The 25086-nt window shown below is 63.8% G+C and carries 25 protein-coding genes; 12 read left to right on the top strand and 13 right to left on the bottom strand.

The features are described from left to right. Nucleotides 1-66 precede the first annotated feature (66 nt). The gene (locus ASG84_RS01600; protein ID WP_162248302.1) at nt 67-1533 is read right to left on the bottom strand and encodes an ice-binding family protein; all 1467 of its coding nucleotides are present in this window, start codon (nt 1531-1533) and stop codon (nt 67-69) included. Nucleotides 1534-1939: 406 nt separating this feature from the next. On the opposite strand from ASG84_RS01600, the gene ASG84_RS01595 reads away from it, so the two are divergent. Next, on the top strand, nt 1940-2623 hold the full coding sequence (locus tag ASG84_RS01595; protein WP_057475276.1) for a TetR/AcrR family transcriptional regulator C-terminal domain-containing protein: 684 nt from the start codon (nt 1940-1942) through the stop codon (nt 2621-2623). A 48-nt stretch (nt 2624-2671) separates the two neighbouring features. On the opposite strand, the gene ASG84_RS01590 is transcribed toward ASG84_RS01595, so the two are convergent. Together ASG84_RS01590 and ASG84_RS01585 are read right to left on the bottom strand one after the other, a co-directional pair. Continuing rightward, entirely contained in the window at nt 2672-4363 is a 1692-nt protein-coding gene (locus ASG84_RS01590) for an MDR family MFS transporter (protein WP_057475275.1), read from the bottom strand. Nucleotides 4364-4455: 92 nt separating this feature from the next. Next, nucleotides 4456-5745 (bottom strand): MFS transporter, encoded by a 1290-nt coding sequence (locus ASG84_RS01585; RefSeq protein ID WP_057475274.1) that lies wholly within the window; start codon nt 5743-5745, stop codon nt 4456-4458. Between the two features lie 72 nt (nt 5746-5817). Between ASG84_RS01585 and aroQ the strand changes: the two genes are divergently transcribed. The 5 genes from aroQ (at nt 5818) to ASG84_RS26770 (ending at nt 10143) form a co-directional block, all read left to right on the top strand. Next, complete coding sequence (gene aroQ, locus ASG84_RS01580) at nt 5818-6252, top strand: type II 3-dehydroquinate dehydratase (RefSeq protein ID WP_200936477.1); 435 nt, start codon at nt 5818-5820, stop codon at nt 6250-6252. Nucleotides 6253-6314: 62 nt separating this feature from the next. Continuing rightward, complete coding sequence (locus ASG84_RS01575) at nt 6315-7067, top strand: DsbA family protein (RefSeq protein WP_057475272.1); 753 nt, start codon at nt 6315-6317, stop codon at nt 7065-7067. Between the two features lie 19 nt (nt 7068-7086). After that, nucleotides 7087-7659 carry a vitamin K epoxide reductase family protein gene (locus tag ASG84_RS01570; protein ID WP_057475271.1) on the top strand — a complete coding sequence of 191 codons (573 nt, stop codon included), beginning with the start codon at nt 7087-7089 and terminating at the stop codon, nt 7657-7659. A gap of 132 nt (nt 7660-7791) precedes the next feature. Next, entirely contained in the window at nt 7792-9315 is a 1524-nt protein-coding gene (locus tag ASG84_RS01565; RefSeq protein ID WP_057475270.1) for a C40 family peptidase, read from the top strand. Nucleotides 9316-9351: 36 nt separating this feature from the next. Beyond that, nucleotides 9352-10143, top strand: coding sequence for an acyl-ACP thioesterase domain-containing protein (locus tag ASG84_RS26770; protein WP_082520721.1), 792 nt, complete (start codon nt 9352-9354; stop codon nt 10141-10143). Here the strand turns inward: ASG84_RS26770 and ASG84_RS01555 are convergent. The 7 genes from ASG84_RS01555 to ASG84_RS01525 form a co-directional block, all read right to left on the bottom strand. Beyond that, entirely contained in the window at nt 10047-11510 is a 1464-nt protein-coding gene (locus ASG84_RS01555) for an AMP-binding protein (protein WP_235581488.1), read from the bottom strand. The genes ASG84_RS26770 and ASG84_RS01555 overlap by 97 nt on opposite strands. Then, a complete protein-coding gene (locus ASG84_RS01550; protein WP_057475267.1) occupies nt 11485-12120 on the bottom strand; it encodes an energy-coupling factor transporter transmembrane component T family protein in 636 nt (211 codons plus the stop codon). The genes ASG84_RS01555 and ASG84_RS01550 overlap by 26 nt, the downstream gene beginning before the upstream one ends. Beyond that, complete coding sequence (locus ASG84_RS01545; protein ID WP_057475266.1) at nt 12117-12797, bottom strand: energy-coupling factor ABC transporter ATP-binding protein; 681 nt, start codon at nt 12795-12797, stop codon at nt 12117-12119. Before ASG84_RS01545 ends, ASG84_RS01550 begins: the two co-directional genes overlap by 4 nt. Beyond that, entirely contained in the window at nt 12794-13912 is a 1119-nt protein-coding gene (locus ASG84_RS01540) for a thiolase family protein (RefSeq protein ID WP_057475265.1), read from the bottom strand. Before ASG84_RS01540 ends, ASG84_RS01545 begins: the two co-directional genes overlap by 4 nt. Further along, a complete protein-coding gene (locus ASG84_RS01535; protein ID WP_057475264.1) occupies nt 13909-15030 on the bottom strand; it encodes an AMP-binding protein in 1122 nt (373 codons plus the stop codon). Before ASG84_RS01535 ends, ASG84_RS01540 begins: the two co-directional genes overlap by 4 nt. Continuing rightward, nucleotides 15027-15578 (bottom strand): biotin transporter BioY, encoded by a 552-nt coding sequence (locus ASG84_RS01530; RefSeq protein WP_200936476.1) that lies wholly within the window; start codon nt 15576-15578, stop codon nt 15027-15029. The genes ASG84_RS01535 and ASG84_RS01530 overlap by 4 nt, the downstream gene beginning before the upstream one ends. A gap of 154 nt (nt 15579-15732) precedes the next feature. After that, nucleotides 15733-17937 carry an HNH endonuclease signature motif containing protein gene (locus tag ASG84_RS01525; protein ID WP_057475262.1) on the bottom strand — a complete coding sequence of 735 codons (2205 nt, stop codon included), beginning with the start codon at nt 17935-17937 and terminating at the stop codon, nt 15733-15735. Between the two features lie 75 nt (nt 17938-18012). On the opposite strand from ASG84_RS01525, the gene ASG84_RS01520 reads away from it, so the two are divergent. Beyond that, on the top strand, nt 18013-18525 hold the full coding sequence (locus tag ASG84_RS01520; protein WP_057475261.1) for a GNAT family N-acetyltransferase: 513 nt from the start codon (nt 18013-18015) through the stop codon (nt 18523-18525). Here ASG84_RS01520 and ASG84_RS01515 read toward each other — a convergent pair. Then, nucleotides 18515-19462, bottom strand: coding sequence for a CPBP family intramembrane glutamic endopeptidase (locus ASG84_RS01515; RefSeq protein ID WP_057475505.1), 948 nt, complete (start codon nt 19460-19462; stop codon nt 18515-18517). The genes ASG84_RS01520 and ASG84_RS01515 overlap by 11 nt on opposite strands. A gap of 209 nt (nt 19463-19671) precedes the next feature. On the opposite strand from ASG84_RS01515, the gene ASG84_RS01510 reads away from it, so the two are divergent. Beyond that, complete coding sequence (locus ASG84_RS01510) at nt 19672-20235, top strand: GtrA family protein (protein ID WP_057475260.1); 564 nt, start codon at nt 19672-19674, stop codon at nt 20233-20235. Next, a complete protein-coding gene (locus tag ASG84_RS01505; protein WP_057475504.1) occupies nt 20222-20746 on the top strand; it encodes a SixA phosphatase family protein in 525 nt (174 codons plus the stop codon). Before ASG84_RS01510 ends, ASG84_RS01505 begins: the two co-directional genes overlap by 14 nt. A gap of 32 nt (nt 20747-20778) precedes the next feature. Here ASG84_RS01505 and ASG84_RS01500 read toward each other — a convergent pair whose 3' ends face one another. Next, nucleotides 20779-20979 carry a hypothetical protein gene (locus tag ASG84_RS01500; RefSeq protein ID WP_057475259.1) on the bottom strand — a complete coding sequence of 67 codons (201 nt, stop codon included), beginning with the start codon at nt 20977-20979 and terminating at the stop codon, nt 20779-20781. Nucleotides 20980-21145: 166 nt separating this feature from the next. On the opposite strand from ASG84_RS01500, the gene ASG84_RS01495 reads away from it, so the two are divergent. The 3 genes from ASG84_RS01495 to ASG84_RS01485 are packed head-to-tail and all read left to right on the top strand — an operon-like array spanning nt 21146 to nt 23672. After that, nucleotides 21146-21721, top strand: a complete 576-nt coding sequence (locus ASG84_RS01495; protein WP_057475258.1) for a hypothetical protein — start codon at nt 21146-21148, stop codon at nt 21719-21721. Then, nucleotides 21721-23016 carry a sensor histidine kinase gene (locus ASG84_RS01490; RefSeq protein WP_057475257.1) on the top strand — a complete coding sequence of 432 codons (1296 nt, stop codon included), beginning with the start codon at nt 21721-21723 and terminating at the stop codon, nt 23014-23016. The genes ASG84_RS01495 and ASG84_RS01490 overlap by 1 nt, the downstream gene beginning before the upstream one ends. Then, nucleotides 23013-23672: a response regulator transcription factor gene (locus ASG84_RS01485; RefSeq protein WP_057475256.1), complete on the top strand. Its 660-nt coding sequence runs from the start codon at nt 23013-23015 to the stop codon at nt 23670-23672. The genes ASG84_RS01490 and ASG84_RS01485 overlap by 4 nt, the downstream gene beginning before the upstream one ends. Before the next feature lie 12 nt (nt 23673-23684). Here ASG84_RS01485 and ASG84_RS01480 read toward each other — a convergent pair whose 3' ends face one another. Beyond that, nucleotides 23685-25007: an NAD(P)/FAD-dependent oxidoreductase gene (locus tag ASG84_RS01480; protein WP_057475255.1), complete on the bottom strand. Its 1323-nt coding sequence runs from the start codon at nt 25005-25007 to the stop codon at nt 23685-23687. Nucleotides 25008-25086 lie beyond the last annotated feature (79 nt).

Raw genomic sequence — 25086 nt, 5'->3', positions numbered from 1 at the left:
GGAAAGGATCGTGGTGCGGGCAGATTCAGCCGGAGGTGCGTACTCCCTGGCTACGGCTTTCACAGATCAGCGCCGACGACGCGTCATCAACGTGACCGACACCGCGCCGACAGTGAGTAGAGCGAAAAGAGTCCACATCGTCACGGCCGCCGAGTTGGTCGACTGCGTGACCGTACTGCCGTCACCGGTATCGACACCGCCGTTGGGAATCTGTGTGATCTGCCCACCCGGGTTGTACGTACCCGGCTGATCCGGGCCACCGGGTGTGGTCGGCTGGTTGGGCTGATTCGGGGTGTTCGGGGTGTTCGGGGTGTTCGGGGTGTTCGGGGTGTTGGGAGTGTTCGGGGTGTTGGGAGTGTTCGGGGTGTTGGGAGTGTTCGGGGTGTTCGGCTGCTCAGGCACGCCCGGGGTGTTCGGCTGCTCAGGCACGTTGGGGATACCCGGAATCGTCGGGATCGTGATGCCGGGAATCGGAGGCAGGCCTGGGATCGGGGGTACTTCGATGACGATCGGCGGCGTTCCGCCACCGTCACCCGGGGTGCCCGGTGTACCGCCGCCATCGCCCGGTGTGCCCGGTGTGCCGCCACCGTCACCCGGGGTGCCCGGTGTACCGCCGCCATCGCCCGGTGTGCCGCCACCGTCACCTGGAGGGGTCGTTGTCACCGGAGGCGTCGTGGTCACCGGAGGAGTCGTGGTCACCGGAGGAGTCGTGGTCACCGGAGGAGTCGTGGTCACCGGAGGCTCGGTGATCCCACACTCTGCATTGCTGATCGTGTTCGAGTCGAGGGTGACTGCGCCGGTCAGAGCCAGAAGCCGTCCGCGCACATCGGCATCCCTGGTCGCAGTGATCGACGCCTGTGCCATGACCGTGCCGACGAAATCTGTGTCGGTACCGAGAGTGGCCGAGCTTCCGACCTGCCAGAACACGTTGCACGGGCTGGCCCCGTTGATCAGGGAGACACTGCTGTTCGACCCGGTGATGAGAGTGGATCCAGCTTGGAAAATGAAGACGGCAGCGGAGTTTCCTTGGGCGTCGAGCGTCAGTGGTAGAGGACCGGTCAGTCCGAGTGTGTCGCCCTTGTACAGACCGGCATACCGCGTGGTGCCCCCTAGCTCGACTGGGACCAGTTCGGGACCCGACCTGTTGGCAGCATCGGTATACGCAACTTGCAGAGCGGCTTTCGCGTTCCGAGCCCGTTCGTTCTTGTCGTCGATGACGCCGTTGGTAATTTGGCCTTGCAGCAAGCCGCTGACGCTGGAAGGTTGCCCGTCACCCGGGCTCACACCCACGGATCCGGATATGGCAGATCCGCCCGCGTCGGTCACGGTGGAGCCGGCAAGTATTGCGTACGGATCTGCTGCACCGAGGTTGACGGTGGGAACGACGACTGCAGCTGCTTGAGCGTCGGCCGCCGACGCGTTGACCAGCATGAGCGCGCTGGTTGCCAGCGCTACGGTGCCGACGAGAGGAATAAACGCAGAGCCCTTGCGTCGAGAGGTGGAGGACGCAGGGCGGTGTTGCGGAGCGTACATGATGTGTACCGATCTGCTGGAGGGGGATTCGCATGAGAATTGTTGTCTCACAACGAATTGTGTGCATCGATTCCCCCGACGAGATTCGACTGTGCTTCGGAGATTGGGCGACGGTCGACGATATTCACTGGAAATCTCCAGGGGCGTCGAGGTCTCGCACATTCTGTACATCAGCGGATCGCCGGTCGACTGTCTGCAACCGGGCGAAAGGAGTGAAAGACCAGCGAAGGCTCATGCCCACTTCGCAGAAAAGAGTTTCTCCGTATCTCTACGGTGTAGAGCTACAGCTGACCACGTGTAGGGTCACAGGTCAAGCGAAAGACGTTGGTGAACAACAAGTTTGTTTGTCAGCCGAAAGCCGATCGGCGTGCCGCTTACCTGATTTACCGAAAATGGTGAAGCATTCATGACACCCTCGGACCGACTCAATCAACCTCCACGCGACAGAATCGACCGCGAATACGTCGTATCAGCTGCCCTGTCCATCATCGACAACACCGGACTCGACAGCCTGACCATCCGCAGCTTGGCCGTGTCGATCGACCGCGACCCCATGACCGTGTATCGATACGTCGCCACCAAAGAGGCGCTCCTCGATGCAATTGCCGATTCGATTCTCGGGGGACTCGTAGCGGTGGACGGGTCGGACACCGACTGGAGACGTCAGCTGACCATCTTCGCTCGGCACTACCGCGAGCTGGCCCTCGAGCACCCGCGGGCGGCGGTTCTGCTGGCGACTCGGCCCCGGGCGACGCCACTCGGACTGGGGACCACAAGGTCGTTGGTATCACTCGAGGGCATCCTGAGCCTCTTGGCCACCTCCGGATTCACCGTGCCCGAGGCACTCTCTGCCTACCGGTTACTGATGTCCCTGCTACGCGGACACGTGCTCAGCGAGACCCAAGAGACGACAGATCATCCGGACGAGACGGTGGACCGGTTGAGCCTTGCGCTGCGCAGACTGCCGATCGATGACTTTCCCATCATGTCCGTCATACCCTCGCTCATCACGGAATACGACGGTGCCCACGAACTGAACCGGGGGTTGGACGTCCTGTTCGACGGCCTCGGAAACACTCCGAAAAGCTGAACACCTCTCACCGACTGGCCTGTACGCCCGCATCGCAACTCACCGGATTTACAGGACGGGCCCGGTCTCGTTCGCCTTTTCTTCGTCTCGCTGCTGTTGAGCGGCGGCCAGCCCTGACATCGTGCGCAGCGGAACCTCTTTCAGGAAGAGCACGAGCACGAACCCGATGACCATCAGGATCGACACGGCCAGGAACACGTAGTCCATGGCATCGGAGAACCCGATTCGGAACGGTTCGGCTAATGCAGGTTCAAGCTTTTGAATGAACGAGCTGTCCTGCAACGCACTACCGGCGACCGAGGCGTCACCCGACGCGATGGCCCGGGCGAAACCGGATTCCAGTGGATCGGGACTGCTCGCCGCAGTCTGCACCGCCTGCTGGAACGCCGGCGTCGAGCTCGCGGCAATCAGCGCATCACCGGTCTTCGGGGTCAGCTGCGTGAAGAGCATCGACAGGAACACCGCAACACCCACCGTCGCACCGATCTGGCGGAAGAACGTTGCGGCAGAAGTCGATACACCCATGTCCTTCGGCGGCATCGCATTCTGGATGGCCAGTGTCAGCGGCTGCATCATCGAACCTAGACCGAGGCCGAACACACCCATCACGACCATGGTCTGCCACAGCGGAGTATCGGCGTGGACGTAGTGGAAGGTGAACATGGCGATGGCCATCAACGCGGTGCCGACGATCGGAAAGATCTTGTAACGTCCCGTCTTCGAGATCATTCGACCCGACACGATCGACGCGATCATCAGTGCACCCACCAGCGGGAGGGTTTGGTAGCCGGCCAGAGTGGGCGAGGATCCCTTGACGACCTGAAGATACTGCGGCAGTAGAGAAATGCCACCGAACATTGCTGCACCGGCGATGACGCTGACGGCAATACACAACGAGAACAACGGGTTCCGGAAGAACCGCATGGGGATCAAGGCGTCGTCGCCCATCTTGATCTCGGCGAGCACGAACGCAATGACCCCGACGATGCCGATTCCGAAGCACAGCAACGCTCGTGGCGAGCTCCAACCCCACACACGACCCTGCTCGGCGATGATGAGCAGCGGTACGAGCCCGACACTCAGAAGTACTGCGCCCCACCAGTCGACGCGCGCTTCGCGTCGGTACACCGGCAGGTTCAGCACCCGCCACACGACGACGAGTGCGATGATGCCGAGCGGCACGTTGATGTAGAAGACCCAACGCCAACCGGTGATTCCGAGGATCGACGACTGCCCGGCGAGCAGCCCACCGATCACCGGCCCGAGCACACTGGACGTGCCGAAGACGGCCAGGAAGTAGCCCTGGTACTTGGCTCGCTCACGCGGCGGCACGATATCGCCGATGATGGCCAGTGCCATCGACATCAGACCACCCGCACCCAGGCCCTGGATCGCACGGAAGGCGGCGAGCTCGTACATCGACGTCGCGATGCCGCACAGCATGGACCCCACGACGAAGATCGAGATGGCCGTCATGAAGAACGGCTTGCGCCCGTACAGATCGGAGAGCTTGCCGTAGAGCGGGGTCGAGACCGTCGAGGTGATGAGGTAGGCCGTGGTCACCCAGGCCAGAACCGAGAACCCGTTGAGATCGTCGGCGATGGTGCGCACGGACGTCGACACGATGGTCTGGTCGAGGGCAGCAAGGAACATGCCCATCATCAGGCCCGACAGAATGGTCATGATCTCACGGTGCGAATATTCGCCGCTCACGGGAGTCACTTCTCGCTCGGTTACCATCTCTTTAGTGCACCTTTACGTAGCGTTTGCTTGTGTCCTACAACGATATTCGGACCACCAGCATGCTCGCAGAACTCCGCTGAAGCAAAGGTTTATTTGCCGCGAATCCGGTCTCGGACCTCACGCATCGTGTGTGGGTGAATTCCCTCCGCCGCGAGCACTCGCCTGGTCTTGCGGCGCGTCAGCAGAACTCCGGTGATAGCGACGATCCAAACCGGGAACTGAACGAGCAAGGCGACGCGGAAGCTGTCGAAGGTGTAGCCGCCCATCGCGTCGAGAATCCAGCCGATCGCCGCGATGACCAACAGAGACGCCAAGAACCCACCGATGTTCACCATTCCCTGAGCCGTCCCCAGATTGGCGCTCGGATTGAAGGTGCGGGCGAGGTCGAAACCGATCACCGAACCGGGGCCGCCTACCGAGATCACCACCACGAGCAGCACCAGCAACCACAGCGGCGCAGGGCCGGGAAGCGACAGCACGATGGCCCACATCGCGGCGTTACTGACCATGATCGCCAGCACCAACCACGACCGTCGCATCGGGTAACGCCCCGTGAGCAGACCCAACACGATGCCCGCCGCCACCGCGGCCGCCACCGACACCGACAGCAACGCTCCGGCCGTCGGCGCAGACAGGCCCTGCGCCGACGTCAGATACGGCACACCCCACAGCAGTGCGAACACCGTGATCGAGAATTGGCTGCCCATGTGGGAGAAGAAGCCGAGCCGAGTGCCGGGGCGTCGCCACACCTCCGCGATGGAGGCGAGCGTCTGCCGCAGTGACGTGGGGTCGGGTTCCGGTGCCGTGTCCGAGTCGGGGCGATCTCTGACCAGCGCCAGAACCAACACGAGGGCGAGTAGCCCGAGGGCGGCCGCACTGCCGAATGCGAACGTCCAGCCCGGCCCGTTCAACAGAATCAGGAACGGGACCGCCGAGAGCACCTGCCCGAGTTGGCCGAGCAGACCGGTCAGCTGCGAAACGATCGGCACCCGCCGCGGAGAGAACCAGCGCGGCACCAACCGCAACACCGAGATGAACGTGAGAGCATCGCCCACGCCGACGAACGCGCGAGCGGCCACGGCGACCGGGAGCGACTCGGTGAGTGCGAGCGTGATCTGCGCCGACGCCATGATGAGCGCGCCCGCGGCGATCATCCTGCGCGAACCGATCCGATCCAACAGCACTCCGGCCGGGATCTGCATCGCCGCATACACGATCACCTGCAACACCACGAACGACGACAGCAGTGACGGCGAGACCGAGAATCGGTCTGCAGCGCTGAGCCCCGCGACTCCGAACGACGTTCGATGGAGCACCCCGATGACGTATGCGAAGACACCGACACCCCACACCACCCAGACGGTTCTCCCTGTAGTCACGGGACGATTGTGTCAACCACGCTGTGAAATGATCGACTCGGTAGTTCGCCCAGCAAGAAAGTGAGTGACGTCATGGCCAAGCAGGTGCTGGTGCTCAACGGTCCGAATCTCAACATGCTCGGTACCCGCCAGCCCGAGGTCTACGGCCACGCCACCCTCGCCGACGTCGTCGCCCTGTGCGAGAAGACCGCCGCCGACCACGGACTCACCGTGAACGCGGAACAGTCGAACCACGAAGGACAGATCATCGACTGGATCCACCAGGCCCGTGGGGTGGCGTCGGGCATCGTCATCAACCCCGGCGGACTGACACACACCTCGGTGGCACTGCGCGACGCACTCGTCATTCCGGAGGTACCGATCATCGAGGTGCACATTTCCAACGTGCACGCCCGCGAGGAATTTCGGCACCACTCCTTCGTGTCACCGATCGCCAGCGGCGTCATAGCCGGACTCGGCATCGACGGATACCGCTTCGCCATCGAGAGACTGGCTGCTCTCATCTGATACTGCCCTCATCTGATACTGCTCTCATCTGACACTCAGGTTGCCCTGCCTAGACTGGCCGCGTGAACACGAGCAACAAGGCATCGAAAGACATCAGGGCAATGCAGAACGGCGACAAGAATCGCCGCACTCTCATCCAGATCGTCGTCGCTGTCGTTCTGATCGCGCTCGTTGCTGCGATCGCTCTGTTCATCGTCAACAAGGATTCGACGTCGGGCGAGGCGTCACCCTCCGCCAACTCGACACCGGGTACGCAGCTGACACCCACGTCGCTGACCGAGAACGGTGCCATTCGCTTCGGTAATCCCGACGCCACCACCGTCATCAGCGTCGTCGAGGACTTCCAGTGCCCGGCGTGCAAGAACTTCGAGTCCATCAGCGGTTCGACGTTGCAGCAAGTGGCCGACGCGGGCAACGTCGCGGTCGACTACCGGCCCATCTCCATTCTCGACCGCTTCTCGAACGGCACGATGTATTCGACGCGTGCCGCGAGTGCTGCGATCTGTGTTGCCGAGAACGACCGGGACAGCTGGATGGACTGGCACAACGCCATGTTCGCGGAACAGCCCGCCGAGAACGGCACCGGATTGACCGACGACAAGCTCGTCGAGATCGCCGCCTCCGCCGGTGCCGACTCCCCCGCCACCGCGTCGTGCATCACCGACGGCAGTTACACCGATTGGGTCACCAGCCAGACGCAGTCCGTCATCGGCGAGGGCATCAACGGAACACCGAGCGTGCGCGTCAACGGCACCGACGTCTCGAACCCGACTCCGGACAACATCCTCGCCGCCGCTGCAGCAGCCGGTAATTGAGCAGCAACCGGTAACCGACATGAGAACACGCGCAGGCGCTGCAGTATTCACCGTCTTCAGCGCGATCGGGTTGCTCGCTGCACTGACGCTGACGATCGAGCGGTTCAAGTTGCTCGAGGACTCGTCGTACGTACCGTCGTGCAGCCTGAACCCGGTGCTCTCGTGCGGTTCGGTGATGGTGACGAAACAGGCTGCGCTCTTCGGCTTCCCGAATCCCATCCTGGGTATCGTCGCGTTCTCGATTGCGCTCGTCGCCGGGGTGCTGTGGCTCGGCCGCGTCGAACTGCCCCACTGGTTCTGGCTCGGCATGAGTGGCGGTCTGCTGCTCGGTGAAGTGTTCGTACATTGGCTGATAGTCCAGAGCCTGTACGAGATCGGCGCTCTGTGCCCCTACTGCATGGTGGTGTGGGCGGTGACGATGCCGCTGTTCGTGCTTGCCCTGAGCCGATTGATCGGCACCGGCCCGAACAACGGCGGCACAATCGGCCGTCTTTTCCTCGAATGGCGGTGGACGCTGCTGGCCGTGTGGTACGCAATCGTCATCGCGCTCATCGGAATCCGCTTCTCGGATTACTGGACCACGCTTCTCTGAGTTTCGCTGCATTTCCTTTTGCGAATCTCATGAGTCGATCGACTGCACCGTGCATGATGGGTACAGCATCCGAGTGAGACTGATCACAGCTCCTGGCTCGGGGAAGATCGTTCGAGTATCAGGAGTCGAAACATGGCAGGCGATCCATTCGCAGTCATCGTTGCCGTAATCGTGTCCGCCGCCGGTGTTGTTGCCGGAACCGACGCCCCGGCTCCGATTCCGGACAAGGCCGTCACGGACCAGGCCGCAGAGATCGCTGCCAACGCCGAGGACCAGGCGAAGACGATGAGCGATCAGTGGACCGAACTCCTGGGCACCATGCCCGAGCCGGCCGCCGACATCGCCGATCGCACGTTGTCCGATGCCGCCGACGGCCTGCACACTGCCGTCGAACCGATGCTCCCGAACCTGCCGACCGTGGAAGACATCGACGCAGCCGACGCAGAAGCAGCCGATGCAGCGGTGCCGACCGCCGCGGAAGGGGCCCTGGCCGCCCTCCCCACCGCAGCGGCGGCAGTATCTGCTGCCGGCTCCTCCTCTGCCCCACTTCCGTTCAGTGTGTTCTCACCGAGTGCTCTCTCGTCCAGTGCTCTCTCGACGACTGCCGCTGCTCTGGGTGCGGGCGCAGTCCAGTTCGCCGGCCGCACGTACACCGCAGCCGATATCGCCACCCAGACGGCCTTCATGGCGTCGGCCGAGGCCATTCGGCGCGCACTCTTTCCCGGGCTGCCCGTGACGTTCACCGGTATCAATGTGGGCCCGATCGGCCTGGGTGCGGTGGGAGCCATCACCGCCTTCGTGCCGTGGTTGCAGAAGGCGGGCAACATCTGCGGGGGCGTCAAAGGCACCACGATCGCCGCACTCTATGCCGCCGAGAACGGCTTTCGGTACGGGCCGACCGCGCCTGTCTCGAGCACCGGCGCCCAGGGACCGGGGCAATTCATGCCAGGCACGTGGGCGACCTACGGCAAGGACTACGACGGCAACGGCGTGGTCGACGTCAACAGCATCGGAGACGCGGTCATGGCGTCGGGCACGATGCTGTGCGATATCTACGGGCAGGTCGACGGCTGGAAGCGCGAAGGCAAGGTCTCCGGTGACACACTGGACCTCACCCTCGCCGGATACAACGCGGGCGCGGGTGCCGTGCTGCGATCAGGCGGAATGCCCTCGGGCACTTTCGATTACGAGACACAGACCAAGCCGTACGTTGCCCGCATCAGGGCTACCGAAGCCCAATTCGGTGCCATTCTGACACCGTTCGCGGGGCTCGATCTCACCGGGATGGGCGGCCGGGCAGTGCAATTGGCGATGGACTACCTGGGGCTGCCCTACGTGTGGGGTGGCGGAAACATCAACGGTCCGTCCGGCGGCGGGTTCGATTGCTCCGGTCTGACGTCGTACGCCCTGTTCAAGGCATCGGGCGGCAAAGTGACGCTGCCCCGCACCTCCGAAACACAGTGGAACGTCGGCACCGAGATTCCGATGGAACTGGCGCAGCCCGGCGATCTCCTGTTCGCAAACTGGGGACCGGCGGGACCCGGACACGTAGCGATCTACATGGGCAACGGCCAGATGGTGCATGCACCCCAACGCGGCGACGTCGTGCGGGTGGCTCCGGTGTTCGACGGAATGCGTGCCCGGCACATCGTCTGACAGTGCACAGTCGGCCGGTCCGCGTACAGTGCGAACGTGACCAATGCACGCGTGGAACCGGCCGGCTTCGACGACGAACTGGCACCGCAGCCGCCTCCCGGTGAGGGCTTCGAGACCAGCTGGCCGGTGCGGACGGGCGACATCGATCCGACCAACCGACTGCGCTTCGACGGGGTTGCGCGCTACCTGCAGGACGTCGGCACCGACAACCTCGACGCCACTTCCCTGGGCAAGACCGATCCGATGTGGATCGTCCGGCGAACCGTCATCGACGTCTTCGAGCCCATCCACTTTCCGGACCACGTGCACATGCGCCGGTGGTGTTCGTCGATGTCGACGCGCTGGTCCAACATGCGAGTGGCGCTGACGACCCCCAAGGGTGGACGCATCGAAACCGAGGGCTTCTGGATCAACATCAGCAAGGACACCGGCATGCCGACCCGCATCAGCGACGGGGCACTCGAGATGCTGGCCAGAACCACCGATCAACACCGATTGCGATGGAAGGCCTGGCTGACCGAGCCGGTACCGGCGGAATCGGACACGGACGTGCAGTTCCCTTTGCGCGCAACCGATATCGACCCGTTCGACCACCTCAACAATGCAGCATACTGGCACGCGATCGAGGAGCTTCTGGTCGGCGTTCCCGAGCTTGCGGCGTCTCCACACCGAGCTGTGATCGAGTACCTGACCCCGGTCGTTGCGGGCGAGCAGGTGACACTGCGCCACCGCTACGACGGCGGCGCGTTGACCGTCTGGTTCGTGGTCACCGGCGCATCGGGCGAGCCGACGGTCCGCACCGTGGCCAAGGTTGCCCCCAAGGCCTGACGGTCGAGCTTGCCGCGTGGGGTGCGGGGCAAGGCGTCCAGGACGGCAATCACCACGGGTAGGCTCGGGCTCGGCAACATCGAGCGCACGTGCCGACGTATCTGCGCCGCTGTGGGTGAGTCCCCTTTGGCTACAACCACTCCCGCTGCAGATACCTCGCCGGCACGATCATCGGGAATGCCGACCACTCCGGCGTCGAGAACACCGGGGATCGACAACAGTGCCGCTTCGATCGGGGCCAGTTCGACTGTGAGTCCGGCTCGAACGATCGTCTCACTGCCGCGGCCGAGTAGCGTCAGTCGACCCTGTTCGACACTGCCGCGATCGCCGACCGTCATCCACCCGTCGACCGGCCCGTTCGTCAGAGTGGTGCGCTCGCCCACTCGACATAAATAGCCGTCGAACAACATGTCGCTACGCACGTTCAGCAGTTCGTTCCTGGTCTCCACCTCGACCCCGTCGAACAATGCGCCCACCACTTCGACACCATCGGGAGTTCGACGGTCGTACGAGACGAAGCTCAGCTCCGACGCACCGTAGAAGTGCGTCAGGGTTGCGTTCGGCAGTACCGTCGCCAATGCCGCGCGACCCGACAGCGGCCATCGTGCCGCGGACGAGAGCACCTCGCGGACGCCGGGGTGACGGGCGTTGGAATGTGCGATGTCCCAGGCGATGGTCGGTACCGAATACAGATGTGTCGGAGCATCTTCGAGAGCATGTACCGCTGCGCGTAGATCCACCGTCGCACCGCGAGTGAGCCCGTGCAGTGCCCCGTACAGAAAGTGCGTGTGGTCGAGGGTGCCCGATGCAGACACTCGATCGCCCGGCCCGAGCTCGAACAGTGAATCGGAACGGTCGAGCGTGGCAGCCCAGGACGCCTGATCACGGACGAACAATTTGGGTGGTCCGGTCGTTCCGGAGGTGATGCCGACCAGGAGTTCGGCGTCAGGGGTCGGCGGCTCGATCGGGGTGACACGGCCGGCAGTGAGGTGCTCGGGTGCCACAACAGTGTCCGCACCCCACCTGTGCAGCCGTGCGTGCTGTCGCGGATGCGCGATGATCAGCGACGGTCGGCACACTCGAATGGCGTCGGAGAATTCCTCGGGCAACAGATGGCGATGCAGCAGAACGACACTCACACCGGCATGCATTGCCGCCAGAACCACGATCAGCGACCCGATGTCCGACGACGGCAGTACCGCCACCCGACGCATTCCCGTCAACGATCCCGCGGTGCGCTCTACCCGATCCCACAATTCGCGATAGCTGATCTCGCCGGTCGCGTCGACGATCGCTGCGTCCCGTCGTCCAGAATGCCGAGCAACCCGCGCAGCGAGCAGCTCACTCGTCATCGTCTGGACTGTCATCGTCTGCACCGTCGTCGTCCACACCGCGCGCGACGAGGGCATCGCCCATCGCGTCCGCAGTGCGGAGGGCGCGCACCAGAACCGGAGTGGCCAGAGCCGTCATCGACCATTGCAGTCCTCGAGCCTTACGAGCCTGGGACACCTCTTGGACGATGGAGGCCAGTAGTGGGATGCACCGAATGGCAAGGGCCAGCAGCAGTCCGATGCGATCCGGATCGACTCCGAAGCGTCGAATCGGGCCGAGGGCTCGTGTGACGGTGTCGAGCATGTCGGTCACCCGGGTGGTCAGCGTGACCAGTGCCGCGAGGGCAACAGAGATCACCAGCACTCCGCACACCACGACCGCGCGCTGCCATGTGGTGATCAGCACCTGGAACACGCCGATGATCAGCAGCATCCACAGCACCGGACGTAGTTGCGCCAGTCCGACTTTCGCCGGTATACGGGCCACCGCGAACAGAGCGGCGACGATCAGCGCCACCAGGCCGACCTCGATCGGGGTGCGCGCAAAGACAACGGTCGCCAGGATTGCAACGATGAGCGACAGCAGTTTCCAGCCCGGGCTCATTCGGTGCAGCAGCGATGTACCGGGGCGGTAGAGACCGATCACCCGATCAGCTCCCGATACGCCGGAACCGCTGCGGCAGGTGCACCGTCGAATGCGACGCGGCCGTCGTCTATGACGATGACACGCTCGAAGCTGTCCAGAAGAGCGAGCTGATGAGTCACGACGACGACTTGCTGGTCCATGGAATCCAGAGCCTGCGCGACGACGCGTCCGTTGCGGAGGTCGAGCAACGTGGTCGGCTCATCCGCAACAACCACCTCCGGTCGCCTGATGAGGACGGCACCGATGGCGAGTAGTTGCTTCTGCCCACCGGACAGCAGATGCGCCGGGTGATCGCGATGCTGATCGAGACGGAAGCGGACGAGGATTTCGTCGACGCGGTCGGCTACTTCGTTTTTGCTCAGCCCGGACCGACGCAGCGAAAACGCGAGATCCTCTGCGACAGTGGGCATGACGATCTGCGAGTCGGGGTCGGTGAAGACGAACCCGACCTTCTTGCGAACCTGCGCACCTTTCTTCGCGGCGTCGACGCCGTCGACCGTGACGCGGCCGGAATCGGGCTTGATCAGCCCGTTGATCATTCTGGCCAGCGTCGACTTTCCCGAACCATTGGATCCGATGATGCCGATCCGACGCTCGTCGAATTCGAGGTCGATGCCAGTCAGTACCTGCCGCTCCCCGAACGAGTGGGAAATGTTCTCGAACTTGATAGTGCTCATGTCACTCGCTCCACCAACATCGCTATTCCTTGCCCGCCGCCGATGGCGCAGGCCGCCAACCCCAGTGCCGGACCGTTCGGTCGCAGCATCTGGGATGCCAATCGCACCAGCAGTATTGCGCCCGACGCGCCCCACGGATGACCCATCGCGATGGCACCGCCATCCGGGCAGATGCGCTCCTCGTCGAGACCCAGCGCATCCGAGACTGCGAGTACCACCGACGCGAACGCCTCGGTGATTTCGATGACCCCGATGTCGCTCAGTGACACCCCGGTGCGGGCGAGAAGCTTCTCGATAGCAGGTACCGGGCCGAGGCCGGGAAGAGCCGGATCCGACCCGGCCACCGCGCTGCCGAGGATGCGCAGCGTCGGCCTTCCGGCAGCTATCTCGGCCGTGGTGATCGCCAGAACCGCTGCACCGTCGGAGATTCCGCAGGAGTTCCCCGCGGTGACTGTGCCGTCGGAAGTGAACGTGGGACGCAGTCTGCCCAGGCGCTGGGCAGTCATGTTGGGACGGATGCGCTCGTCGGCGCTCATCCGTCCGATCGGGATGATTTCGGCGGAGAAGTCGTGCGCCGCGGCTCGTGCGAAGGACCGTGCGGCGTACTCGTCCTGCCGTTGCCGGTCGATTCCACGTCTACGCGCGAGTTCGTCTGCCGCAACGCCCATGTCAGGATCGTCGAAACCCTGCGGAGCGAACGGCGCTCGGGTGTAGCGAACCGGTTCGCCGCCGTCGACCGGGGGCCAGAACCGCCACGGACTCGTACTCGCCGATTCCACGCCACCGGCCAGAAGCAACGTCTCGTCGCCGCTACGGATGCGCGACGCGGCCTGCATCACGGCGTCCAGGCCGGATCCACACTGGCGATCGACGGTGACGCCGGGGATGTCGACACCGAGTCCCGCGAGCAGGGCCGACACGCGTGCAACGTCGCCGCCGGGGCCGAGACAGTTGCCGAGAATCACGTCGTCGATGGGCAGGTCGAGTGAACTAACCTCTGCTGCAACGGATTTCAGGACTGGTGCAGCCAGCTCGGGGGCGGTGACATCGGCGAAACCATGACCCGCAATGCCGATCGCGGTCCGTTTTGCTGCGACAATCACGGGAGTTGTCACAGGAGGGCTTTCCGGGCAATCTTGCCGCTTGCGGTGCGGGGCAGTTGCTGCACCACCGTCCACCGCCTGGGCAGCGCCTCTTTGGTCATGATTGCGCGGGCGTCGGCACGAACGAGGTCGAGGTCGCGGGTCCCGTCGAGTTCGATGACGGCAGAGACTGTTTCGCCTAGAACCGCGTGTGGTACGCCGATCGCTGCCGCGGCCCGGACGCCGTCGAGCGTGGTCAGGATCCGTTCGACATCCTCGGCGATGACGGTGGTACCGCCGACGTTGATCGCAGCGTCGCCGCGGCCGTACACGACGAGTTCGCGGCCAGTGAGCTCAGCGAGATCGCCGACCCCGAACCAGCCGGCGGCACTGAGCGCAGAGTACGGCGAGAGCACGGAGAGGTACCCGTTTTCGGTGCGAGCCTCGACGCCACTAAAGAGCTGCAGCGACGCCTGTTCGCCTACTACCCGTGCCGCCACCAGCGAGAGCTCCGCCGAGCCGTAGTACTCGATCAGCCTGATTTCCTGCGCCGAGATCGTCTGTGCAGCAACATCATCGAGGCCGGACCCGGCCGCGACGGCAACCCGCGCATGAGGCATTCGGCGAAGGACATCACGGAGGACCGCAGGCACCGCGTGCACAGCCGTGGCGTCGGCCGGATTGTCGGTGACGCAGGCCCCCAACCACAGTGCATGCACCGCGGCGAACAAGTGCATCGTCGCGTGCAGTGGTCCGGTGATCAGCACTGTGTCAGTCGGTCGGATACCGGAGATGTCGGTGAACTCGGGAAAGCTGTCGACCCACGACGCGGCGGTGCGGGCGAGCGGCTTGGGGCGTCCGGTGGAGCCGGACGTCGCGACCAGTAGAAAAGCGTCGGGATTCGGGTGTTCGGTGCGGTCTGGCCTGGTAGCCGGATCTTCGACGCGCACCGCACGTCCCTGCCGCGCAGCCGCGAAGACGCAGATCAGCGCCTCGGGTAGTTCGAGTGCTGAGGCGTCGTGCGCGTGGGCGTCTCGTGCTGGGAGGTGTGGCCATTGCTCGACGGCTGCGTCGAGGTCGGCGTAGGTAAAGGTGCGACCACGCCAAACTATGGCAGGCACCGCGCCTCGACCTCCCAGCTCGAGAGTCACGCCTTGATCAGGCCCGGGTATGCGCGGTGCACGCTCTTGGCGACGACGGTCGCGACGACGACCTTGGCGATGTCACCGGGCAGGAACGGGCCGTTGGACGTGATTGCGGCCAGGACTCCGACGTCGGTGCGCAGGATCAGACCGATGATCCCGAAGACGTAGACGACCACTATGCCGCCGACGGCGTTGATCGCCAGACCGAGCGCGATCGAGTACTTCGGCAGGATGCGGGCCGTGAGCCAGCCGATCAGCAGCGCCGCCGGGATCCAACCGATGAGGTAACCGACGGTGGGCCCGGCCATCGCCGACAGACCGGTACGTCCACCTGCCAGCAGGGGGAGGCCGATCATGGTCAGCGCGAGAAATACCAGGACCGCAGCAGTGCCTTTCCTGGCACCGAGGATCGCTCCGGACAGGATGATGCCGAGGGTCTGCAGGGTGATGGGGACGCCGGAGAAGCCGACCGTGATCGATCCCGGCAGGCCGAGAGCAGCGATGAGCGCTGCGAACACCGCGATCTGCGCCATATCCCGGGCGGAGACGTTCATTCGGCTGACCTTACGGCTCGGCGGGCGGGTACTGCTGTCGACATCTGACACGGGTGGCTCCTCGAGGAGTGGGGCGGTCACCTGCCCCAGAGACTTGAACGGCGTTCAAGGTAGCAGGTGTGCGGTTCTGACCACACTCTGGACGGTCTATTTTTCAGAAGGGCGCAGGATCGTATCTGCTCCGATCGAGCCGGATGCGCGCGTGCACGACGCGACAGTGCTCGAGGTACGCACGTCTCTTGTCTGCCAGTTCCTTCCTCGCACTGTCCGAAGACGCAGCACGAAAGTCCGCGAGTGTCGGCGGTACAGAACCGCTGAACTCGAGCTCCCATCTGGTGGATTCGAGCGGGGACGGCGCATTGTCGGCCGATTTCTTCCGGCGACGGCGGCGTCGGGGAGAACATGTGGTCGAGAACTCCGGCAACGTGACCGCGCGTAAACCGACAGAATTCGACCACAAAATTGCCCCTCCGGCGAGCATCACCGCCGACCACGCTTTCGAAGTCTTCGCCTGATGATGGAACACGCACACCGGCTGAAGATTGGTCACGATCGTCCACCCGCCGCGCCGCGGGTCGTCTTTGTCGAACGGAACCAGATGATCGATCTGGCACCGGGCGGACGGCACGTCGCAGTGGGGGAACGTGCACGTGCGATAGGCCGTCCGCACGAAGGCAGCAACGCGCGCGCTGGGCCGATAGGTCACCGCGGCTCGCGACGGAACGCATTGTCCGCCATGACCGTCGGGGAAAATGCCGAGCGCACGCTCGGGCTGTTCGGCAATCCACCCGAGCCAACGTGCGACAAGCCCATCCCGGACAGACTCCTCCCCCAGAATCTGATCGGCAGGCGGACAATCTTGGGCACATGGGCCCCGCATCGGTGGAAGCTGAGCGGCACTGCGCACCCGGCCGATACCCAGCACTGTGCGCAGCAAACAAAAGCCGGGTGGAGACTGACCGGCCGGGTCCTGCGCGTTTTCAGGATCATTACGGTCTCGCGGGTCAGCCCAGAAGTACGAATCCTCGGTCGACGGACTGCGATTCCGGTCGGAGTCGTTGTCGCCGAGTGGTCCGTCGGGATCGTCGCCGCCAGGATCGTCGGGACCATCGTCTTCAGGATCGGCGTCAGGATCGTCGGGACCCTCGTCGTCGGGACCGTTGTCGTCAGGATCATCGTCGTCAGGATCGGCGTCGCCGGAACCGTCGGGGTCGTCGTCGCCGGAACCGTCGGGGTCGTCGCCGGAACCGTCGGGGTCGTCGTCATCCGGATCGTCGCCGTTCGGGCTGTCGTCATTCGGGGTGTCGTCATCCGGACTGTTGTCGTTCGGGTTCTTGCGCGTTGGACTGCGCTGCTCGTGCCTGTCCTGATCGTGCCTGCCCTGTTCCGGCTTGTCTTGCTCGGGCTTCAGCATGTCGACCAACTCGGTCAGCATTGCCTGCCACTTCGCGTCGGCGGCGACGATGCGCGCCACCTCGGGATCGATGGGAGTTCCGTCCGCCAAGGTCGCAGGTTCCGAGGACAGCCCCAGCAGAGTCTCTACCGCCACCACGATCTGCAGGAGGTGCCCGCGCCGAGGAGGGAGATCATCGGCGGCACCGGCAACCGGGCAATCGTCACCGAGATCGCACTGACAGACCAGCGAGTGCTCACCGTGCAGTAATGCCATCAGTCCGGCGGCCCGCAGCATCCCCGTCGACCGCGGATCGTCCTTGCAGACCGTACCGACGATCTCGACGATGAGCGCATCCGCTTCGGCCGATTCCAGATCCGTGATCTTCGCGATGAGCGTCGAAATACCGCCAGGACCGGTTCGGTCGATCCGCACTCCGACTTCCTCGGATTTCGCGGTCTCGCGAGCCTGCGCGGCGCCGTCCGGATCTGCCTTCATCCACAACCGCCAGATTCGGTTCCGCAAGGCTTGCGGGCGCATTCGGCCGCCTGCAGCGCAGACCTCGTATTCGATTTTCGAGATGGTCTCGTCACTGGCCCGATGCAACACCGACGTGATGGTGACCACCGTCGACCAATCGAAGCTTCCGGTCACGAAACGCAAGGCGGTCAACGGCATTCGATGTAGACGCTCCGCGACGTCGTGCACCACCGATGCATCGCGACGCGTGCCGGTCATCGTCACGGCCAAATCACACAGCGCACCTCGGACCGTCTCACCCGGATCGCCATCGGCGGCCTCGGCGGCCTCGAGACGCATCTCGAGGACGTCGCAGTACGCGATCAACGTCGCCGCCCGTGCGAGGTTCTCCTGAACACGGCTCAGCGCAATGACATCGAGAAATCCCGCGATGCAGTCATCGACCGACGGCGTTTCCGCCGCTCCCCACCCCCCGGTATCGAACATGTATTCGATACTACGAGAGGGGTACGACAAGAAAATATCGCGCGCTTTCGACGGCAGGATCGGTATAACGGAGCGGTGGTCAGCTACTCGATTCGTGACGTCCGGCCCGGCGATGAGGAGCAACTCGGCACCGCACACGTGGCCATCTGGAAGGCAACGTATTCGGGGATGATGAATGACGCCAAGCTCGATGCGATGAGGCCCGAACACCGCATCGAACGGTGGGAGCGGATCATCGCCGGTCTCGACGACGCGTCCGCACGCGGGATCCGGACCCGGTGCGCTGTGGACGTCGCAAGTTCTCGCATCGTGGGCTTCGCCACCGGCGGCCCGCCGCGGGACGAAAAACCACCGGCTGCAACGGAATTGTGGTCGCTGAACGTTCTGCCCAGTCATCACGGCACTGGCGTCGCCACCGAACTAATGGTCGACGCAATCGGTCACCGAATAGGTTCTGTGTATCTCTGGGTCGCTGCAGGAAACGACCGCGCGATTGCGTTCTATCGCAAGCATCGGTTCGGATTGGACGGCACCACCCGGTTCGACCCGGACTGGGATTGCCTCGAAGCCCGCATGGTCAGGGCTTGACTGGCGGGTTCGTTCTGGGGGTATCCGGATCGAGCTTCTCGGGATTGAGCACGACCTCGGCCACCATCGGCGTTGTCTCGACGGTCGAATCGCCGTAGCGAACAGCCACCGTGTTCGGCAGAAACGCCTCCAGCGCCCTCGGGGTCAGCCACCACAGCAACGCGGTGAACAGGATCAGGATGTTGACCCACTGCATGATCGTTGCGGCGTTGTCGGACGGAATCACTCGATCGAACACCTGAACGTTCATCACCAGACCGTGCACTGCGATCAACACCCACAGCCGTCGGTAGCGATAAAAGACCCACACGGCCGCAGCACCCCAGCACACTGCCCAGAGAAATCCGCCACCGCCGAAGTACAGATAGAGGAAGCCCCGCATCGTCGCCGACAACGCCATGATCGCCCAGATCGGCACCCTGCCCACGAGCAGCAACACCGGCAGCGCCACGAGGATCGGTTCCTCGCGCAGACCCACGGCCAGCGCGGAAACTACTGCAAGCCAATCGGATTCGACCGATGCCGGAACAGAGAAGCTGAAGCGCAGCACGTCCATCCGAGACAGCACGAGCAGCAACGCGGACGCAGCACCGATCGCGGCACACCAGGTGATCGCCGCCTCGAGCGCAGTACCGCGACGCAGGGGCCAGACCACCGGCAATGTGCGACGACGAACGAAGTACACCGCAGCGATTGCCGCGGCCCCTACTGCCACTTGAATCAGACCCACAGCAAGGTCCGTCCATTGATCCGACAGCGTGAGTACGGGAGCAGGAGCATTGGGCTCGCGGAAACGCCACAGCGCACCCACCAGAGAGATGAAGTAGAGGACGCCCCAACCGGCCACCAAGCACAGAACCATCACTGCAGTGCCGACTGCGGTCAGGCCACGCCGACGCGAGTGAGCCACGAAGCCCGCATCGCGACTGCTCGCCACCAGGTCACCACCAATCACCGCAAAGCCTGCTACGAAACAGCTGTCGACCCCCGGACTTGTTTATCACGCGGGGACCGAAAATTCAGTACCGTCGCGGCGATATGGCTGCCGGTCGCCTGCTCCGGGACTACCTGAACACGCGGCCGTGAGCCATCGTCGCCGCTGCGACGAATACGGGCCAGTCCGTTACTCGAGGTAACGTCGATGGGATGCATGTGTCCGACCGCCTCACCGACCACGTTCCCCAGCGCTGGCTCGAGCCCCTCGTCAAGCACGCCGAGGCCCTCAAGTTCCTCATCGTCGGAGCCATCACCTTCGTCGTCACCGTCGTACTGTTCTTCGGTCTGAAATGGACGATCCTGCAGGACAAGCCGGTGACAGCGAACGTTCTGGCCGTGCTGATCGCGACGATCGTGTCGTACATTCTGAACCGCGAATGGTCGTTCACCGCCCGCGGCGGACGTCGCCGACACCACGAGGCAGCGCTGTTCTTCGCGGTCGCCGGAACCGGCCTGGCAATCAACCAGCTACCGCTGTGGGTGTCCAGTTACATGCTGGATCTGCGTGCGCCGAACGTGTCCTTCCTCACCGAGAACATCGCCGACTTCGTCAGCGGTTCGATCATCGGCACACTGCTGGCGACCGCATTCCGATGGTGGGCGATGCGCAAGTTCGTCTTCCCAGAGCCAGTGAACGTGCTCCCTGATCCCGATGCTGCTGTTTCCAATACTCCAGCCTCGACCGTTTACGGTGGACGGCATGGCGACCACTAGGACCCTCGTGCTGATGCGGCACGGCAAATCCGGCTACCCCGACGGCGTCCCCGACCACGAGCGGCCTCTGGCGGCGCGTGGCGAACGCGAGGCAGGACTTGCCGGGGCCTGGATCGCCGAGCACGTCGGCCAGGTCGACGCAGTCCTGTGTTCGACGGCCCTGCGCACTCGCGAAACCCTCGCCGCCACCGGCCTCGGTGACACACCGACTCGCTTCGAGCGCGACATCTACGGCGGATCCGCCGACGAGATCATCGACGAGATCCGACTCGCCGACACGTACTTCGACGACGTGACGGTATCGACCTTGCTGGTTGTCGGGCACGAGCCCGGAATCCCTTGGACTGCACTCGAACTGGCGACCGACGACGACACCGACGTAGCCCGCGAGGTTCGGCACCGCTTCCCGACCTCGGCAATTGCGGTACTGACCACGGAGAAGTCGTGGGCTGAGCTGACCGCAAGCTCGGCCACCATCACCGAGTTCTGCATCCCGCGTGCCGATCAGTAGTCAGCACATCACCCAGTCAGCGCGCTATCTGATCAGCGGTTCCTGAGGTAGAGGTATCCGGCACCGCCTGTTGCGAGCAGCAGGATCAGGGCCGCGGGGAACCCGAGTAGCCACCACACCACCGCCAACACCACCAGTGCAGGTGCGGCAGCGATCAGTGCGATGCCGGGATTCTCACGAACCGTCTCCAACGCGGACTGTGCGTGCACTCTGTCGATCTTCTTGCCTGCCATGGCGGACTCCCTGGTATTGCCTACGTGTCCTGTATGCGTGATTCCACAGTAGCGCGTTCGGCTACGACTTTCGGTGGAGCGCAGCGTCGTACCTTCGGCCGAACCACCAGGTACGACGCCTCCGCGGGGGTATCGCGCGCACGTCGGCTGCGGTGAAATCGCGCCTATGAACAATCCAATCCTGCTCACCATCGCGATCTGCGAGGTCGGCTTCTGGGTACTGGTGATCGGCGGACTGTGCCTGCGGTACGTGGCCCGCATGCGACACGCGAGCACGATCACGCTCGCACTGCTCCCGGTACTCGATCTTGTCCTGATCGCAGCGGTGGCACTGGATCTACACCGCGGCGGTGAGGTCGAATTCGCTCACCGCCTCGCCGGGATCTACCTCGGCTGGACCGTCATGTTTGCGCACTCCACCGTGGCGTGGCTCGACGTGCGCTTCGCGCACCGATTCGCCGGCGGCCCCGCGCCGGTGAAGCCTCCCAAGACCGGTCCGCAGGCCTACCGCAACGAGATCCGAGGATTCGTGAAGTGGCTGTGTGCAGCGGCGATCGCTCTGGCGATCACCTACGGACTCGCGTTCACCGTGGCAGACTCGGAGCAGGCTGCAGCACTGAAGACCGTGATCCAACCACTCGGCGTCATCACGTTCTTCTGGTTCGTCACCGGACCGCTGTGGGTAGTGGGCAAGAAGAACTCGAGCTCGAAAGATGCGGCAGGAGAACGGAGTCGACTCTGATGCTGGGTTTTCACCGACTGCCGCATACCTTTCGCCCCGCGTGGCGCCCGCGCAATCCCGCGGTACTGCCGATCGAGATGCTGCTGGCCACCGTCGTCTATGCCGGGTTCCAGCTCTCGACGGGCATGGTCGGCGACACCAGAGACGAACTCGTCGGCAGCCCACCCCTCATCGCGGCGAGTGTTGTTGCCCTGATCGCGATGACCGCCGTGACGTGTGTACGCCGGTCGTTTCCCGTCACGTCCTATCTTAGCGTGGTGGCGATCAGTGTCGCGCTGATTATGGTGCTGCCCGACCGCACCCTCGGGTTCACCCCGCTGTACTGGTTTGCCATCGCCGCGTTGGCGATTCGGGTGACCGGTCCGCGCCTGTTCGCACCCCTCGCACTGGGGCTGATCCTCGAAATTTTGGTCAGCGTCGACACCCGCCTGTCTTTCCCGGATGCCGCAGCAGGCCCCGGTGGCACGATCGGTGTAGTAGCCGAACAGGTGGCGAACCTGATCATCAACTACACGGTGCTCATCGCCCTCGGAAAGTACATCGCGCGCAACCGGGCCCAGGAACTCGAGAACGAGGCGGCACTGGGTCGAGCCGAGCTCGAACACCGAAGACAGCTCGAGGCCGCGCTCGACAACGAACGAAAAGCCATGGCTCGCGAACTCCACGACGTCGCTGCGCACCACCTGACCGGCATGCTCATCCAGGCCAAGGCATCGAAGACGCTCATCGTGAGCAATCCCGAGCAGGCGCGCGAACTGCTCACCGACGCAATCGGACACGGTCAACGCACCCTCGACAGCTTGCGTCAGATCGTCGGCATCCTGCGCCCGAGCACAGCGACCGACGGACACGGAAACAACAGCGCACCGCAGCCGATGATCGCCGACATCCCCGAGCTACTGGAGCAATCACGAATGTCGTTCGCGTCCATGACGATCGACACCGGGGTGAACAGGGACGACACCGACAGCGCCGTGCAGTTGACGTGCTATCGCATCGTCCAGGAGGCGTTGTCCAATGCCCGACGCCACGCGCCCGACTGCGATGTGAGCGTGCAGGTATCCGAACGTTCGTCGAACATCGAAGTGACCGTGAGCAACACGATTACCTCGGACGCGTCCGGCCGGGGCGAATCGGCCGGACAGGGCTTCGGTATCCCGGGTATGCAGGAGCGAGCCGCACTGCTCGGAGGCACTCTCGACGCCGGATTGTCGGCCGACGGATCCACCTGGTTCGTGCGTGCTCGGCTGCCGGTCGGTGGAAAGATCTCCCGGCCGCTCGAGGTGCCGGCATGATCACCGTCTTGATCGCCGACGATCAACCCGTGGTTCGACAGGGGTTCGAGTTGTTCCTCGCCGGACATCCCGATATCCAGGTCGTCGGACACGCAACCTCGGGAAAGCATGCCGTACAACAGGTTGAGAACCTCCGACCCGGCGTCGTACTGATGGACATCCGAATGCCGAACGGAGACGGGCTGACCGCAACCCGCGAGATTCTGGCGCGGTTCGACACCACCCGCGTCATCGTGGTCACCACCTTCGACCTCGACGAATACGTGTTCGCGGCACTCGACAGTGGTGCATCCGGCTTCCTGCTCAAGGACACCGATCCCGATGAGCTCGCCGATGCGGTCGTCACCGTGGCCGGCGGCGGTGCGGCGCTCTCACCCCACCTGACCCCGCGTCTGATGACGGAATTCGCCCGCCGGGGTGCAACGAGTCGACCCACTTCCGTTGCACCGCAACACGACTTGAGTCTGCGCGAGATGGAAGTGGTGCAACTGTTGTCGCAGGGCCTGGGCAACAACGACATTGCCCGGGCGCTGCAACTCGAACAGAGCACGGTGAAAACTCACATCGGAAACATCTGTCGCAAGCTCGACGTCAACACCCGAGTCCACGTGGTGATCTGGGCCTACCGCAACGGCCTTGCGAGCAGCAATCAGTGAGCAGCAAGCGATCTAGGCGGCCTTTCGCTCCTCGTCATCCGCAGTCTTACCGGTCCGCTCGGCCAGCGAGGCAGAGTGATCGGTGTACTGGAAGTGCGGTCGCTTGTCGCCGATGTACGAGGTCATCCACGACACCACTGCAACGTAGCGGTTTCGGAACCCGACCAGGTACATCAGGTGCACAGCAAGCCACATCAGCCAGGCGATCGGACCGGACATGTCGACCTTGCCGAACAGCCGTGCCACAGCACTGAATCGGCCGACGATCGACATGCTGCCCTTGTCGGTGTACTTGAACGGCGTTCCGGCGTCGACCTTGCCGATGATCATCTTCGCGACGTGCCTGCCCTGCTGCATCGCCACGGGCGATTGTCCGGGGAGCTTGTTCAACGACGTCACGTCGCCGATCGCGTAGATGTCCTTTGCCGAGCCGACGGTCAGATCCTCGTGCACGAGAAGGCGTCCGGCACGGTCTGTTTCGCAGCCGGTCCGCTCGGCGACTGTCGCGGCCAAGTCGCTGGCCTGCACTCCTGCCGACCAGATGACCGTCTTGGCGGCGAAGGTCCGTGAAGTCTTGGTGTCCACATCCTGCACCGTGACGACATCGTCGGCGATGTCGGTGACCATGGCCCCGGTGACGACGTCGACGCCGGACTTCTCGAGCTTCGTGCGGGCGTAGGCGCTGAGCTTGCCGCCGAATGCGGGCAGAACTTCCTTCACACCGTCGACAAGGGTGACCGTGACGTCGCCCGGTTCGATGTCGGGGAACGATCCGGCGAAGTAGCGATGCGCGAGGTCCCTGATCTGACCGGCCAATTCGACGCCCGTTGCACCGGCACCGACGACGACGAAGCTCAGCAACTCCTTGCGAGCGGCCGGATCGGTTGTCAGATGCGCGGTCTCGTAGCAGCTCAGGATCTGCTCGCGCAGAGCGATCGCGTCGTCGACGGTCTTGAGCGCGAATGTGCGGTCCTTGAACTCGTCGCGACCGAAGTACGCCTGCGTGGCACCCGTTGCGACGATGAGCCGACCGAAGCCGATGGTGTGGCTCTCCCCCGCGCCGATGTAGGTGACCTGGTGAGCGTCTGGATCGACGTCGACGACGCGTCCCAGACGGACGTCGGCGGAATCGTACTGCGAAAGGATGCGACGGATCGGCGGGGCTATTTCACCCGTCGAGAGCATTCCCGTGGCGGCCTGGTAGAGCAGCGGCTGAAAGAGGTGCTCGGTGGTGCTGGAGATGAGCGAGAACGTCACACCGGCCTTGCCCAGAGACTTGGCAGCAGCCAATGCTCCGAATCCCGATCCCACGATGACGACGTCGTACGTTTGCACAGCACTTTCCTTTTCGGCTCGAGTCTTTCCCTTGGCGAATAACTACCTCCATGAAACTCCGACATCGCTGGTCTATCAA

Origin of the sequence: Rhodococcus sp. Leaf278 (genome assembly GCF_001426085.1) — a bacterium.
In the GTDB taxonomy this organism is placed as follows: domain Bacteria; phylum Actinomycetota; class Actinomycetes; order Mycobacteriales; family Mycobacteriaceae; genus Rhodococcoides.
This window is presented reverse-complemented; position numbering and strand designations above follow the sequence as displayed.